This window comes from Seonamhaeicola sp. MEBiC01930 (assembly GCF_045277075.1).
Lineage (GTDB): Bacteria > Bacteroidota > Bacteroidia > Flavobacteriales > Flavobacteriaceae > Seonamhaeicola.
Genome location: NZ_CP104270.1, coordinates 3,331,065 through 3,345,731, shown reverse-complemented (window position 1 = coordinate 3,345,731; position 14,667 = coordinate 3,331,065). Strand labels below are relative to the sequence as shown.

Below are 14,667 nucleotides of genomic sequence, written 5' to 3'. Positions count from 1 at the left end.
TTTGCGCTACTAAACTAAAACAATCAAATTTTAAAGTGTGAAATTTACAGCACAACAAATAGCCGGTATTCTTGAAGGCGATATAGTAGGTAACCCGGAAGCTGAAGTATCCAAGCTATCTAAAATTGAAGAAGGAACGGCGGGTTCTTTAACATTTTTAGCAAACCCCAAATACACATCGCATATCTATACAACCAAGGCTACCGTTACTATAGTTAATAAAACCTTTATTCCTGAAAACGAAATAGATACTACTTTAATTAAAGTAGAAGATGCTTATAAGGCATTTTCAAAATTGTTAGAGTATTACAATGAGGTGAAAAATAATAAAACAGGAATTGAGTCACCAATTTTTATTTCTGATTCTGCTATATATGGAGAGAACATCTATTTAGGGGCATTTGCATATATTGGTGAAAATGTGACTATTGGTGATAACGTGAAAATATTCCCAAACAGTTATATTGGTGATAATGTAAAAATTGGTAGTGATTCTGTGATTTTTTCTGGCGCAAAAATTTATTCCGAAACTATAATTGGTAATAACTGTGTAATTAATTCTGGTGCTATTATAGGTGCTGACGGTTTTGGTTTTGCTCCAAATGAAAAGGGTGAATACAAAAAAGTACCGCAAATTGGTAATGTGATTTTGGAAGATTTTGTAGATGTAGGTGCTGCAACAACTATTGATAGGGCTACATTAGGTTCAACTGTTATAAGAAGAGGAGTGAAATTGGATAATCAAATTCAAATAGCTCACAATGTTGAAATAGGTAAAAATACGGTAATAGCTGCTCAAACAGGTATTGCGGGTTCAACAAAAATAGGAGAGAACTGTCAAATAGGAGGTCAAGTTGGTATTGTTGGTCATATTACAATTGGAGATAATGTTAAAATTCAGGCTCAGTCTGGAATTGGTAGAAATGTAAGAGATAATGAGGTACTTCAAGGTTCTCCTGCATTGCCTTATTCTGATTATAATAAATCTTATGTGCATTTTAAGAACTTACCTAAGATTGTTAAAAATATAAATGATTTAGAGAAAAATAAATGGGAATAATAAATACAGATATTAAACAAAAAACTATTGGAAAGGAGATTTCCCTAACAGGAGTTGGTTTGCATACGGGAAAGGATGTTACTTTAACATTTACGCCGGCACCTGCAAATTTTGGTTTTGCGTTTAAAAGAGTTGACCTTGAAGGAGAACCTGTTATTGAAGCTGATGCTAATTATGTTACGAGTACCCAACGTGGAACATGCTTAGAAAAAAATGGCGTTGCTATTCAAACTTCAGAACATGTGCTTGCGGCTTTGATAGGAATGGATATAGATAACGTTCTTATTGAGTTAAATGCCTCTGAACCTCCTATTATGGATGGGTCATCAAAGTTTTTTGTCGAGGCTATTGAAAATGCTGGAATAGTTGAACTTGATGCAGTTAGGGAGGAGTTTGAAGTTACAGATATTGTTTCCTATACAGATGAAGAATCAGGTAGTGAAATTTTAGTGATGCCAGCAAAGGAATATCAAATTACCACAATGGTAGATTTTGGCACTAAGGTGTTGGGAACACAAAATGCGACTTTAAACAAGATATCTGATTTCAAACAAGATATTTCTGATTCAAGAACTTTTAGTTTTTTGCATGAAATTGAAATGCTTCTAGAGCATGGTTTAATAAAAGGAGGAGATTTAAATAATGCTATTGTATATGTTGATAAGGCGTTGTCTCCAGAAACTATGGAAAAGCTGAAAGTAGCTTTCAAAAAAGATTCTATAGCAGTTAAGCCTAACGGTATATTAGATAATTTAACATTGCATCATCCTAATGAAGCAGCTAGGCATAAATTACTTGATGTACTAGGAGATTTAGCCTTAGTAAAAACGCGTATAAGAGGAAAGGTAATAGCCAACAAGCCTGGGCATTTTGTAAATACTCAGTTTGCCAAAAAGCTTTCAAAGATAATTAAAAATGAACGTCGTAATAATGTGCCGAACATTGATTTGAATCAAACGCCTTTAATGGATATTACCCAAATAATGGCAATGTTACCACATAGGCAACCGTTTTTATTAATAGATAAAGTATTTGAACTAAGTGATAATCATGTTACAGCTACCAAAAATGTAACAATGAATGAAGAGTTTTTTAAAGGGCATTTCCCTGGAGCTCCTGTAATGCCTGGTGTTTTAATAGTAGAGGCTATGGCGCAAACAGGTGGGATTTTAGTTTTAAGTACGGTGCCAGACCCAGAAAATTATCTGACATTTTTCATGAAAATGGATAATGTTAAATTCAAGCAAAAAGTAGCTCCTGGAGATACTTTAATTTTTAAGTGTACTTTAATTACACCAATACGTCGTGGCATTTGTCACATGCAAGGGTATGCCTATGCCAATGGCAAGCTTTGTGCAGAAGCAGAATTAATGGCTCAAATTTCTAAAATAAAATAATTATGAACCAACCCCTTGCATATGTTCATCCTGGAGCCAAAATAGCTAAAAATGTTGTTATTGAGCCTTTTACAACCATAGGTAATAATGTAGTTATAGGTGAAGGAACTTGGATAGGTAGTAACGTTACTATAATGGAGGGTGCTAGAATTGGAAAAAATTGTAGCGTATTTCCAGGTGCAGTTATTTCTGCTATGCCTCAGGACTTAAAATATAATGGAGAAGATACTACGGTTGAAATAGGAGATAATGTTACTATTAGAGAATGTGTTACTATTAATAGAGGCACAACTGATAGAATGAAGACAGTTATTGGTAATAATTGTTTAATAATGGCATATTGCCATATTGCACATGATTGTATTGTGGGTGATAACTGCATTTTTTCAAATAACAGTACGTTAGCTGGACATATTAATGTAGGAAATCACGTTGTTTTAGCTGGAATGACAGCAGTTCATCAGTTTGTATCAGTAGGAAACCATGCTTTTGTTACAGGAGGATCTCTTGTTAGAAAAGATGTGCCACCATTTGTTAAGGCTGCACGTGAACCACTTTCTTATGTTGGTATTAATTCTGTAGGGTTAAGAAGAAGAGGTTTTACAACTGAAAAAATCAGGGAAGTGCAGAATATATATAGAATTTTATATCAAAAGAATTATAATAATACTCAGGCGGCTGGTATCATTGAGGCTGAAATGGAAGCAACACCAGAACGTGATGAAATTCTTCAGTTTATAAAGAATTCACATCGAGGAATTATGAAAGGATATTTCAAATCAAATTAATAATATGGTTACTACAAGTGATATTAGAAACGGATTATGTATAAGATATAATCATGATATTTTCAAAATAATTGAGTTTTTACATGTTAAACCGGGTAAAGGACCTGCGTTTGTTAGAACAAAACTTAAAAGCGTAACTACTGGAAAAGTTATAGATAATACTTTTTCGGCAGGTCATAAGTTAGATGATGTAAGAGTGGAAACTCATAAGTTTCAGTATTTATATAATGAGGGTGAGACCTTTCATTTTATGAATACGGAAGATTATTCTCAGATTGAATTACAAAAAAATACATTAGATAACCCAGGACTAATGAAAGAAGGAGAAGTGGTTACCGTTCTTATTAATTCTGAAGATGGGATGCCTCTTTCTGTAGATATGCCTGCTAGTGTAGTTCTTGAAGTTACTCATACTGAGCCTGGTGTAAAAGGTAATACTGCTACTAATGCTACTAAACCAGCTACCGTTGAAACTGGAGCAACTGTTAATGTGCCTTTATTTATTAATGAAGGTGACAAAATCAAGGTAGAAACAGCTAAAGGAACTTACAAAGAACGTGTAAAAGAATAATTTTAATTGAAATTTACTCAACCACAAACTCTAGAAGCTATTTCGCAATTAATTGATTGCGAGTATGTTGGTGATTCTGATTTTCCGGTATTAGGAATGAATGAAATACATGTTGTTGAGCCCGGAGACATAGTATTTGTTGATCATCCTAAGTACTATGATAAAGCTTTAAATTCAGCAGCAACAATAGTTTTAATTAATAAAGAGGTTGATTGCCCAAAAGGCAAGGCGCTCTTGGTTAGTGATGATCCTTTTAGAGATTTTAATAAACTTTCTAACTATTTTAAACCTTTTAGACCTGCTAAAAACCAAATATCAGATACTGCTGTTGTTGGAGAAGGAACAATTATTCAACCTAACTGTTTTATTGGTAATAATGTGATTATAGGTAAGAATTGTGTTATTCACTCCAATGTTAGCATTTATGATGATGCTATATTAGGAGATAACGTTACTATTCATTCTGGAACAGTTTTGGGAGCTAATGCTTTTTACTATAAAAAAAGACCGGAAGGATTTGATAGGTTGCTTTCAAGTGGAAGAGTGGTTTTAGAAGATTATGTTGATTTAGGTTCTAATTGTACTATTGATAGAGGTGTAACTGGGGATACTACAATTAAAGAAGGTACAAAAATAGATAATCTTGTTCAAATTGGTCATGACACTGTAATTGGAAAAAAATGTTTAATTGCTTCCCAGGTTGGTGTTGCTGGATGTGTAGTTATTGAAGATGAAGTTACCATTTGGGGTCAAGTAGGAATAACCAGTGGTATTACAATTGGATCCAAAGCCGTTATATCAGCCAAAGCGGGTGTTAGTAAATCTTTAGAGGGCGGTAAAAGTTATTTCGGAATTCCTGCCGATGACTTCAGATCTAAGTATAAAGAAATTGCCGCCATTAAAAAGATACCTGAAATTTTAGAATTATTAAAAAAACAATAGAAAAATTAGCATATTCTCAAAAAAATAAATGAGCATATGCTTTAATAAATTAGCGCAAAAATTTAAATTTGCCTTTCAATTTTAGAATAAACAAAATATTTACGTATGAGCGTTTTAGTAAATAAAGATTCAAAGATAATAGTTCAAGGTTTTACTGGTAGTGAAGGTACTTTTCATGCTAGTCAAATGATTGAATATGGAACCAATGTTGTTGGAGGTGTTACTCCAGGTAAAGGAGGTCAGACACATTTAGATAAACCTGTATTTAATACTGTTGAAGATGCCGTAAAGGAAGTTGGAGCAGATACTACAATAATTTTTGTTCCACCAGCATTTGCTGCTGACGCTATTATGGAGGCTGCCGATGCGGGAATAAAAGTTATTATTACTATTACTGAGGGAATTCCTGTAGCGGATATGATTAAAGCTTCAGATTACATTAAAGGAAAAGACTGTAGGTTAATAGGTCCAAACTGCCCTGGTGTTATTACACCTGGGGAAGCAAAAGTAGGTATTATGCCAGGTTTCGTTTTCAAGCAGGGTAAAGTAGGTATAGTTTCTAAGTCAGGAACATTAACTTATGAAGCAGCGGATCAGGTTGTAAAACAAGGATTAGGAATTACTACAGCTATCGGAATTGGTGGGGATCCAATTATTGGAACTACTACTAAGGAGGCGGTTGAATTATTAATTAATGACCCAGAAACTGAAGCTGTTGTTATGATTGGTGAAATAGGTGGGCAACTTGAAGCTGATGCTGCTAATTGGTATAAAGAAAGTGGAAGTAAAAAGCCAGTAGTTGGTTTTATTGCAGGAGAAACTGCACCTGCTGGACGTACAATGGGGCATGCTGGAGCCATTGTTGGAGGTAGTGATGATACTGCTCAAGCAAAGAAAAAGATAATGCGTGCATGTGGTATTCATGTTGTTGATTCCCCTGCTGAGATTGGAAAGAAAATTGCAGAGGTTTTAGCGTAAACCACTAAAAACATACTATTAAAAACCTCACAAGATTTTGTGAGGTTTTTTTATATAGATACAACAAGGAATTACTATATTTGATTTACACTAATTACAATATTGAATTATGAAATTATTAGAAGGAAAAACTGCCATAATTACTGGAGCTAGTAGAGGAATAGGAAAGGGAATTGCTCAAGTATTTGCAGAACATGGTGCTAATGTGGCTTTTACTTATAGTTCTTCTGTTGATGCAGCAAAAGCATTAGAAGATGAGTTAAACGCTTTAGGTGTGAAAGCTAAGGGATATCAAAGTAATGCTGCTAGTTTTATTGAGGCTCAAGACCTTGCAGCGGAAGTAGTCAAAGAATTTGGAAGTATAGATGTATTGGTAAATAATGCAGGAATTACCAAAGATAATTTGTTAATGAGGATAAGTGAAGAAGACTTTGACAAGGTTATTGAAGTTAATCTCAAATCAGTGTTTAACATGACAAAAGCGGTTCAGCGTACTATGCTTAAACAACGTAAAGGTTCAATTATTAATATGAGTTCTGTTGTAGGTGTAAAAGGTAATGCAGGACAAACCAATTACGCTGCATCTAAAGCTGGTATAATTGGTTTCTCAAAATCTGTAGCATTAGAGTTAGGTTCTAGAAATATACGTAGCAATGTTATTGCGCCTGGGTTTATTGAAACTGAAATGACAGCTAAATTGGATGAGGAAGTTGTTAAAGGGTGGAGAGCAGGAATACCATTGAAACGAGGTGGGTCTCCGGAAGATGTAGCAAATGCATGTGTGTTCCTTGCAAGTGATTTGTCTGCTTATGTTACAGGACAAACTTTAAATGTAGATGGTGGAATGCTAACATAATATATGTCTGCTGAAACTTTAATTTATATCATATTATCAGGAATATTAGCGCTATTTATAGCGCTTTTTCAGTATAGATATAAGTCAAAAACAAAAAACTTTAAACGTAATATACTTTTTACATTTCTGAGGTTTTTAACAATTTTTTCAGTTTTATTACTCATTGTAAATCCAAAATTCGAACAAGTTAAGGTTTATACAGAAAAGCCAAATTTGGTTTTAGCTATAGATAACTCCAGCTCCATTAAACATTTAAAGCGAGATGAGTCAACTAAAAGCTTAGTCGAGAATTTACTTAATAATGAAGAGCTAAAGAGTAAATTTAATGTTTCGTCGTATACTTTAGGAAATTCACTTAAGGTGTCAGATTCTTTAACCTTTGAAGAAAAGGAAACAAATATAGATAAAGCTTTTGGTCAACTTTCAGAAATATTTAAAGCATCAATTTCACCAACCATAATAGTAACTGACGGAAATCAAACTTTTGGTAATGATTATCAGTTTGCTACAGGTTATTTTAAGCAATCTATTTACCCTGTAATTTTAGGAGACACAATTACTTATACAGATTTAAAGATTGAGCAATTAAATGTAAATAAGTATGCTTATTTAAAAAATAGATTTCCAGTTGAGGCTATTTTGGTGTATAATGGAAACAACACTATTAACACCCGATTAGAAGTTTCAAAGGGTAATACAATTGTGCATTCAGAGCCAGTAAGTTTTTCTAAAACTAACAATTCTAAAGTTGTAAATTTAACACTCCCAGCTAACGTTATTGGAACAAACAGTTATAAAGTAAGTTTAATTCCTATACAAACTGAAAAAAACAAGGTGAATAACATCAAGAATTTTGCTGTTGAAATCATAGATCAGAAAACAAAAATTGCAATTGTGAGTGACTTGATTCACCCAGATTTAGGCGCTTTTAAGAATAGTATTGAGAGTAATGAACAGCGGTCAGTTCATTTTTTTAATCCTAATAATATTTTAGATCAAATAGGTGATTTTCAATTGGTAATACTGTATCAGCCAAATAATAAGTTTAAATCAATTTATAGAGCTCTAGAAGGGGAAAACAAATTCACAATAGTTGGTAGTAAGACAGATTTGAACTTTCTAAATTCAATAAGTTCCTATTTTTCGCATGAAGTAGTGTTTCAAACTGAAGAGTATCAAGCTGATTTTAATTTGAATTTCACTCCTTTTCAAATTGATGATATTAGTTTTGAAACATTTCCACCATTGCAATCTAATTACGGTTCTATTAGTTTTAAAATTCCTTATCAAAATATTTTGACTAAAAGAGTAGGAAATAATTCAATTAATGAACCGCTACTTGTAACTTTTGAAGCAGATGGAGCTAGAGAGTCTGTGCTTTTTGGAGAAAATATATGGAAATGGCGTGCACAGAGTTATCTGAACGGTAAGAGCTTTGGTGATTTTGATAATTTTATTGGTAAACTGGTTCAATATCTTGCTACTAATAAATTAAGAAGAAGACTAAATGTTGATTATGAATCATTTTATATAGGCAGTAGTAACATAATAATTAATGCTCAGTTTTTTGATAAAAACTATGAGTTTGACAATAGGAATACTTTAACAATAAAAGTAAAAGATAATTTGTCTGATAATGAAATTGAATTTCCATTTGTTTTAAAAAACAATAATTATCAAGTAGACTTAAGTAGTTTACCTGCATCAGAGTATAGTTTTACGGTAAAAGTTAATGAAGAGAATATTAGTGTATCAGGGAATTTTACCATTTTAGAATACAATGTTGAACAACAATTTTTAAATGCCAATGTAACAAAGCTTCAGCAGTTAGCTACTAATAGTGATGGTAAGAGTTATTTTATAGATGATACGGCTGATTTGATAAGTGATTTAATTAATGATAATCGTTATGTCTCAATTCAAAAAAGCCATAAAAATACCATACCTTTGATAGACTGGAAATATCTTTTAGCAATTATAGCTATTAGCTTATCTGTTGAATGGTTTCTAAGAAAATATAACGGATTAATATAAACTAAATATAAAATGGAAAAATTACCTAAAATAGGAGTGCCAATTATAATAGGTCTAGTAATTTTAATTGTACTAATTAGTAAATCTGCCGTAACAATAGGCCCAGGTGAAGGTGGGGTTATTTTCGAGCGTTTTGGTGATGGGATTAACACTGAGAAAACTTATGGTGAAGGTTTTCATATTGTTGCCCCTTGGAATGAAATGTTGGTGTTTAAAGTGAGACAGCAATCTATTTCAGATAAAATGAATGTGCTTTCTGTGGATGGATTACAAGTACAAGTTAACGGTACAATTTGGTTTGAACCAGAGTATAGTAATTTGGGAAGTTTAATAAAAACTAAGGGAAAAGATTTTGTAGTAGAGTTATTAGATCCTGCTATTAATTCTGCAGCTAGAAGTGTTGTGGGACGCTACACTCCAGAACAATTATATTCCAGTAAGCGTGATGTTATTGAACAAGAAATATTGGAAGAAGTTCGTAAGGAACTAGATGGTCAATTTTTAAATGTTAAACGTGTATTAGTTGAAGATGTTACATTACCACCATCTATTAAGGATGCTATTGAACGTAAATTAAAGCAGGAGCAAGAGTCTTTAGAGTATGAGTTTAGATTGGTAACTGCTGAAAAAGAAGCTCAAAAACAGATAATAGAAGCTGAAGGTAAAGCAAAATCTAATGAAATATTAAGTGCTTCTTTAACAGATAAAATTCTTCAGGATAAAGGTATAGAAGCTACTATGAAATTGTCAGAGTCACCAAATAGCAAGGTTATTGTTATTGGTTCAGGAGAAAGTGGTTTACCTATAATTTTGGGTAATCAATAATTTTTGTAAAATAATTTGGTATAATACATCTTTATTATAGATATTTGCAAAAAGAAATAAAAACATGACTTTTATTCAAACACATCATCATTTTTATATTTGCCCTCAAGCGAAGTAAGGATGTATTGAATAAAATGAAAATATATTTAAACCCGTTTGAGACAATCAAGCGGGTTTTTCATTTCTAAAATCAACAAGATTGTTTCAAACTCATAACAAAAACAAAATGAGTAAATTAAGAATTGCAGTGCAGAAATCGGGTCGTTTAAACCAAGACTCGATGCAAATTTTAAAAGATATCGGTATTTCAATCGATAACGGAAAAGATCAATTAAAAGCATCAGCTAGAAATTTCCCAGTTGAAGTGTTTTATTTGCGTAATGGTGATATTCCACAGTATTTAAAAGACGGCGTGGTAGATGCTGCTATTATTGGTGAGAATGTATTAATTGAAAAAGGTGAAGGTATAGAAGTTGTAGAGAAACTTGGATTTTCTAAGTGTAAGGTATCTATTGCGGTTCCAAAAGATTCGGATGCTACATCTTTAAAAGATTTAAACGGAAAAAAAATTGCAACATCTTACCCAGAAACTGTAAAAAAGTTTTTAATTGAGCAAGGTGTTGAAGCACAATTGCATATTATTAATGGATCTGTAGAAATAGCTCCAAATATTGGTTTAGCCGATGGTATTTGCGATATTGTTTCTAGCGGAAGTACATTGTTTAAAAATGGATTAAAAGAAATTGAAGTTTTATTAAAATCGGAAGCGGTTTTAGCTATTTCTCCTACGTTAAATGAAACACGTAAAGCCATTCTTGAAACAATTAAATTTAGAATTCAATCAGTTTTAAAAGGAAGGCAATCAAAGTACGTTTTGCTGAATGCTCCAAATAATAAATTAGAAAAAATTATAAGTGTATTACCAGGAATGAAAAGTCCAACGGTTTTACCATTAGCCGAAGAGGGGTGGAGTTCTGTACATTCTGTAATTAGTAAAAATGAATTTTGGGAAGTCATAGATGAATTAAAAGCTAACGGAGCACAAGGTATTTTGGTTTGTCCAATAGAAAAAATGGTGCTATAAAGCATTAGAGTAGTTTTAGTGTCTTTTGATTATAAGATTATGAAAATAATAAACAATCCAGATAAAAATACTTGGAAGGCTATTTTAAGACGTCCTACACAAACTGTAGATGATATTGAAGGAATTGTAAGTGAAGTTTTTACTAATGTAGAGCAAAATGGAGATGAGGCCATTCAGGAATACACTGAGCGTTTTGATAAGGTGGTTTTGAATAATAACTTAGTTTCTAATGAAGAGATTGATGAAGCTGTTACAACCATTCCGGAAGCTTTAAAGACGGCAATAAAAAGCGCTAAGCAGAATATAGAGGCGTTTCATGCGGCACAAAAAACCTCTAAAGTTAGATTAGAGACTACCAATGGTGTAGAATGTTGGCAAGAAAAACGCGCCATTGAAAGTGTAGGGTTGTACATTCCAGGAGGAACAGCCCCTTTGTTTTCAACAGTTTTAATGTTGGCAGCACCTGCTCAAATTGCTGGCTGTAATGAGATTGTATTATGTTCACCTCCTAATAAACAAGGTAAATTAGCTGCAGAAATTCTATACGCAGCAAAACTTTGCGGTGTTACTAAAATATTTAAGGTTGGCGGTATCCAGGCTATTGCAGCATTAACGTTTGGTACAGAAACTATTCCGCAGGTTTATAAGATTTTCGGACCCGGTAATCAGTTTGTAACGGTTGCTAAACAATTAGCTACCAAGTTTGGTGTAGCAATAGATATGCCAGCTGGACCTAGTGAATTGTTAGTTGTTGCAGATGCAACGGCTAATGCAAGTTATATTGCTTCAGATTTATTGAGTCAGGCAGAACATGGTGCAGACAGTCAGGTGATTTTGGTATCTACTTCAAAAAAAATGATTTCTGAAGTTTCAAAAGAAGTAGAGGCACAATTAGTGGTTTTGCCTAGAAAGGCAATTGCAGAAAAAGCTATAGCGCATTCAAAATCTATTTATGTTGAAGATGACAAAATAGCTTTAGAGTTAATAAATCAATACGGACCAGAACACTTTATTATTTGTTCTAAGAATGAAGATTTTTATATTGATAACATAAGAAATGCAGGTTCGGTATTTATTGGAGATTATACGCCAGAAAGTGCTGGAGATTATGCCTCTGGAACCAATCATACCTTGCCTACAAACGGATTTAGTAAAGCATATTCTGGTGTAAATTTAGATAGCTTTATGAAGAGTATGACGTTCCAAAAAATATCTAAAGAAGGCATTTTGAATATTGGTGAAACAATTGAATTAATGGCTGAAGCTGAAGGTTTGCAAGCACACAAAAATGCGGTTAGTATTAGATTGAAAGATTTAAAATGAAAACGTTCAAAATTCAAAATATAATTAGAGGAAACGTTAAGGCAATGAAGGCTTATAGTTCTGCCCGTGATGAATATGTTTCAGATGGATCTAAAATGGTGTTTTTAGATGCTAACGAAAATCCATTTGAAAATGGTGTAAATCGCTACCCTGATCCTTTACAACGGAACTTAAAAGCTGTTTTGGCTGAACAAAAAAAGGTGTCTGAAGATCAAATCTTGTTAGGAAATGGTAGTGATGAAGTTTTGGATTTGTTATTCAGAGCGTTTTGTGAGCCTAGACAAGACAACGTAATTACACTTCCGCCAACTTATGGCATGTATACAGTGCTTTCTAATTTAAATGAAGTTGAAGAACGTAAAGTGCAATTAAATCAAGATTTTCAACCTGATGTGGAAGCGGTTTTAAATGCTGTTGATTCTAATTCTAAAATGATTTTTATTTGTTCGCCAAATAACCCAACAGGCAATCTTATGGCTTCAAAAAAAATCAGACAATTACTTGACGGTTTTGATGGATTGGTGGTTATAGATGAAGCTTATATTGATTTTTCAAACGAAAAAAGTTGGATTTCAGAGTTGTCAAAATATCCAAATTTAGTTGTAACACAAACGCTTTCTAAGGCTTATGGCTTAGCGGGAATACGTTTAGGGTTATGTTATGCTTCTAAAGAAATTATTACTATTTTAAACAAAATCAAACCGCCTTATAATGTTAATGAATTAACTCAAAAACGTGCCTTAGAGCGTGTTTCAAATTTAGATGCTGTAACTTCTGAGGTAAATTCAATTTTAGAACAAAGGGAAGTTCTTATAGAGGCATTAGGAGAGGTAAGTTTTATAAACGAAATTTTCCCAACTGAGGCAAATTTTGTTTTAGCTAGAGTTGATAATGCTACAGAGCGTTACAACCAATTAATAGCAAATGGAGTTGTAATTAGAAACAGAACCACGCAACCGCTATGTGAAAACACATTGCGTTTTACAGTTGGAACACCTGAAGAAAACAAAAAATTAATAGATACTTTAAAATCTATACCATGAAAAAAGTATTGTTTATAGATAGAGATGGAACTTTGGTTCTTGAACCGCCAGTTGATTATCAATTGGACAGTTTAGAGAAATTAGAATACTATCCTAAAGTCTTTCAGTACATGGCAAAAATAGCTTGTGAACTTGATTTTGAATTGGTTATGGTTACCAATCAAGATGGCTTAGGAACAGATTCTTTTCCTGAAGATACCTTTTGGCCAGCACAAAACAAGATTATTGATGCCTTTGAGAAAGAAGGCGTTAAATTTTCTGCTATTCATATTGATAAAACATTTCCACATGAGAATGCTGATACACGTAAACCAAGAACTGGTTTATTAACTAAGTATTTTACTGAAGATTATGATTTGGAAAATTCATTTGTTTTAGGGGATAGAATCACTGATATGGAGTTGGCCAAAAACCTAGGGTCAAAGGGGATTTATCTTTCAGAAAATCCTGAATTAGGAGTAGATGAAATTGAAGCATCTCAGCAAGAGATATTAGATTGCATATCATTGACTAGTACAGATTGGAAAGAAATATATGAATTTTTAAAGCTTAAAGATAGAGTTGAAGAGATTACTCGTAATACTAATGAAACTCAGATATATATAAAATTGAATCTTGATGGTTCTGGTAAGAATGATATTGTTACTGGTTTATCATTCTTCGATCATATGTTAGATCAAATAGGACGTCATGGCGCTATGGATTTAACCGTAAAAGTTAATGGTGATTTAGATGTGGATGAGCATCACACTATAGAAGATACTATGATAGCTTTAGGGGAATTATTCAACAAGGCATTAGGAAATAAACTGGGAATTGAACGCTATGGCTACTGTTTACCTATGGATGATTGTTTAGCTCAGGTAGCTGTAGATTTTGGAGGAAGAAATTGGTTAGAATGGGATGCTGAGTTTAAACGAGAAAAAATAGGGGATATGCCAACAGAAATGTTTTTCCACTTATTTAAATCGTTTACAGATGGAGCTAGATGTAATTTAAATGTAAAAGCTGAAGGCGTAAACGAGCATCATAAAATTGAAGGTATCTTTAAAGCTTTTGCAAAAGCTATGAAAATGGCGGTAAAAAGAGATGCCAATAAGATGTTTTTGCCAAGTACAAAAGGAATGTTATAATTATTTTTACTTCGAATGATTTATAAGTACGAGAAATTGTATCGAGAAGAAATGAAATTAGTAATAATAGATTACGGAGCTGGAAATATTAAAAGTATTCAGTTTGCTTTTAACCGATTAGGATATGATGCTGTGTTATCAAAAGACCCGGATGAAATTAAAGCTGCCGATAAGGTTATATTTCCAGGTGTAGGAGAAGCAAGTTCTGCAATGAAAATGCTTAAGGAAAGCGGTTTGGATATTTTAATTCCCAATCTTAAACAACCAGTTTTAGGTATATGTTTAGGTATGCAACTAATGTGTTTGCATACTGAAGAAGGAAATACAGATGGTTTAGGTATTTTTCAAACTAAAGTAAAACGCTTTTCGCAAGATGTTAAGGTACCGCAAATGGGCTGGAATGTTATAAAGGAACTAAAGTCTGATTTATTTAAAGACATCAAGGAGAACGAATACATGTATTTGGTTCATAGCTATTATGCAGAACATTGTGATGAAACCATAGCTGCCACTGATTACGAAATTAATTATGCCTCTGCGCTGCAACATGAAAATTTTTATGGTACCCAATTCCACCCAGAAAAAAGTGGAAATGAAGGTGCTAAAATATTACAAAACTTTATAGAATTATAA

The 14,667-nt window shown here is 32.9% G+C and carries 14 protein-coding genes; all 14 read left to right on the top strand.

The features are described from left to right. Positions 1–37 precede the first annotated feature (37 nt). The 14 genes from lpxD (at position 38) to hisH (ending at position 14,667) form a co-directional block, all read left to right on the top strand. Positions 38–1,060 (top strand): UDP-3-O-(3-hydroxymyristoyl)glucosamine N-acyltransferase, encoded by a 1,023-nt coding sequence (gene lpxD / locus N1F78_RS14375; protein WP_406683864.1) that lies wholly within the window; start codon positions 38–40, stop codon positions 1,058–1,060. Next, positions 1,051–2,457: a bifunctional UDP-3-O-[3-hydroxymyristoyl] N-acetylglucosamine deacetylase/3-hydroxyacyl-ACP dehydratase gene (locus N1F78_RS14370; protein WP_406683863.1), complete on the top strand. Its 1,407-nt coding sequence runs from the start codon at positions 1,051–1,053 to the stop codon at positions 2,455–2,457. Before lpxD ends, N1F78_RS14370 begins: the two co-directional genes overlap by 10 nt. 2 nt (positions 2,458–2,459) lie before the next feature. Then, positions 2,460–3,245, top strand: coding sequence for an acyl-ACP--UDP-N-acetylglucosamine O-acyltransferase (gene lpxA / locus N1F78_RS14365; protein ID WP_406683862.1), 786 nt, complete (start codon positions 2,460–2,462; stop codon positions 3,243–3,245). Positions 3,246–3,249: 4 nt separating this feature from the next. Further along, on the top strand, positions 3,250–3,816 hold the full coding sequence (gene efp / locus N1F78_RS14360) for an elongation factor P (protein ID WP_406683861.1): 567 nt from the start codon (positions 3,250–3,252) through the stop codon (positions 3,814–3,816). A 6-nt stretch (positions 3,817–3,822) separates the two neighbouring features. Next, the gene (locus N1F78_RS14355) at positions 3,823–4,758 is read left to right on the top strand and encodes a UDP-3-O-(3-hydroxymyristoyl)glucosamine N-acyltransferase (RefSeq protein ID WP_406683860.1); all 936 of its coding nucleotides are present in this window, start codon (positions 3,823–3,825) and stop codon (positions 4,756–4,758) included. Between the two features lie 105 nt (positions 4,759–4,863). Further along, the gene (gene sucD, locus N1F78_RS14350; protein ID WP_406683859.1) at positions 4,864–5,736 is read left to right on the top strand and encodes a succinate--CoA ligase subunit alpha; all 873 of its coding nucleotides are present in this window, start codon (positions 4,864–4,866) and stop codon (positions 5,734–5,736) included. Positions 5,737–5,845: 109 nt separating this feature from the next. Beyond that, positions 5,846–6,592: a 3-oxoacyl-[acyl-carrier-protein] reductase gene (gene fabG / locus N1F78_RS14345; RefSeq protein ID WP_406683858.1), complete on the top strand. Its 747-nt coding sequence runs from the start codon at positions 5,846–5,848 to the stop codon at positions 6,590–6,592. A 3-nt stretch (positions 6,593–6,595) separates the two neighbouring features. After that, the gene (locus N1F78_RS14340; protein WP_406683857.1) at positions 6,596–8,626 is read left to right on the top strand and encodes a VWA domain-containing protein; all 2,031 of its coding nucleotides are present in this window, start codon (positions 6,596–6,598) and stop codon (positions 8,624–8,626) included. A gap of 12 nt (positions 8,627–8,638) precedes the next feature. Beyond that, positions 8,639–9,451: a prohibitin family protein gene (locus tag N1F78_RS14335; RefSeq protein WP_406683856.1), complete on the top strand. Its 813-nt coding sequence runs from the start codon at positions 8,639–8,641 to the stop codon at positions 9,449–9,451. A 226-nt stretch (positions 9,452–9,677) separates the two neighbouring features. Beyond that, complete coding sequence (hisG, locus tag N1F78_RS14330) at positions 9,678–10,535, top strand: ATP phosphoribosyltransferase (RefSeq protein WP_406683855.1); 858 nt, start codon at positions 9,678–9,680, stop codon at positions 10,533–10,535. Positions 10,536–10,574: 39 nt separating this feature from the next. Further along, positions 10,575–11,858, top strand: coding sequence for a histidinol dehydrogenase (gene hisD, locus N1F78_RS14325; protein ID WP_406683854.1), 1,284 nt, complete (start codon positions 10,575–10,577; stop codon positions 11,856–11,858). Beyond that, entirely contained in the window at positions 11,855–12,901 is a 1,047-nt protein-coding gene (hisC, locus tag N1F78_RS14320; protein WP_406683853.1) for a histidinol-phosphate transaminase, read from the top strand. The genes hisD and hisC overlap by 4 nt, the downstream gene beginning before the upstream one ends. Beyond that, the gene (gene hisB, locus N1F78_RS14315) at positions 12,898–14,034 is read left to right on the top strand and encodes a bifunctional histidinol-phosphatase/imidazoleglycerol-phosphate dehydratase HisB (RefSeq protein WP_406683852.1); all 1,137 of its coding nucleotides are present in this window, start codon (positions 12,898–12,900) and stop codon (positions 14,032–14,034) included. The genes hisC and hisB overlap by 4 nt, the downstream gene beginning before the upstream one ends. Positions 14,035–14,085: 51 nt before the next feature. After that, entirely contained in the window at positions 14,086–14,667 is a 582-nt protein-coding gene (gene hisH, locus N1F78_RS14310; protein ID WP_406683851.1) for an imidazole glycerol phosphate synthase subunit HisH, read from the top strand.